General features: G+C 67.4%; 2 protein-coding genes. Both read left to right on the plus strand.

Features of this window, described 5'->3' with window-relative positions; all coding sequences use genetic code 11:
* Complete coding sequence (locus ACYVDE_RS23205) at window positions 1-942, plus strand: N(4)-(beta-N-acetylglucosaminyl)-L-asparaginase (RefSeq protein WP_460503900.1); 942 nt, start codon at window positions 1-3, stop codon at window positions 940-942.
* On the plus strand, window positions 939-1,267 hold a 329-nt coding region (locus ACYVDE_RS23210), incomplete at its 3' end, for a copper homeostasis protein CutC (protein WP_460503901.1). The genes ACYVDE_RS23205 and ACYVDE_RS23210, both read left to right, overlap by 4 nt.

A 1,267-nucleotide genomic window follows, 5' to 3' on the forward strand; every position in this document is an offset into this window, starting at 1 on the left:
CTGCCCGCAGCCCCGGCGGCCGGCAAGCCCCTCGTGATTTCGACCTGGGACACCGGCCTGGCGGCCAACTTGGGCGCCTGGAAGGTGCTGAGCAAAAACGGCCGCGCCCTCGATGCCGTGGAAGCCGGCGTGATGGTGACGGAAGACTCGCAGAACTGCTGCGTGGGCCTGGGCGGCAACCCCGACCGCGAAGGCATCGTGACGCTCGACGCCTGCATCATGGACGACCAGTTCAACTGCGGCAGCGTGGCGGCGCTGGAGCGCATCAAGCATCCCATCAGCGTGGCCCGGCGCATCATGGAGCGCACCCCGCACGTGATGCTGGTGGGCGAAGGTGCCCAGCAGTTTGCCGTGGCCCAGGGCTTCCCGCTCGAACCCCAGAAGCTGAGCCCCGACGCCGAAAAGGCCTATAAGGAGTGGCTAAAAACCAGCCAGTACAAGCCAGTCGTGAACATCGAAAACTCGGGCAGCCGCAAAACCGGACCAGTGGGCGGCGGCCCCAACAACCACGATACCATTGCCATGCTGGCCCAGGACGCCCAGGGCCGCCTCAGCGGCAGCTGCACCACCAGCGGCATGGGCTTCAAGATGCGCGGCCGCCTCGGCGACTCGCCCCTGATTGGCTCGGGCCTGTTCGTGGATAATGCCGTGGGTGCCGCCGCCGCCACCGGCCAGGGCGAAGACATTATCCGCATTGCGGGCTCGCACACGGTGGTGGAATTCATGCGCCAGGGGATGAGCCCCACGGCGGCCTGCAAAGCCGCCGTGGAGCGGGTGGCCCGCATCAAAGGCGACAAGGCCAGGGAAATTCAGGTGTGCTTTATTGCCATTAACGCGCAGGGCCAGCACGGGGCGTTTGCCCTGCAAAAGGGCTTCAGCTACGCCGTGTGCGATGCCCAGAACCAGCAGCAGCTCATTCAGGCCGGCTACCTGCTGACATGAGGACGCCCGTGCTCGAAATCTGTGCCGGTTCGGTGCAGTCGGCCCTGGCGGCGCAGGCTGGCGGGGCCCACCGGGTGGAGCTCTGCCAGAGCCTGGAGCAGGGTGGCATCACGCCCTCGCACGGCACGCTGGAGCGGGTGCTGGCCCAGCTCAGCATCCCCGTGTTCGTGCTCATTCGGCCGCGGCCGGGCAATTTTTACTACGATGCGCAGGAGCTGGCCCTGATGGAAGCCGACATTCGCCACTGCCGGGCGCTGGGCTGCGCGGGCGTGGTGCTGGGCGCGCTGGATGAAACCGGGCGCGTGGCCGTAGCGGCCTGCCAGCG

This window comes from Hymenobacter agri, assembly GCF_054778495.1.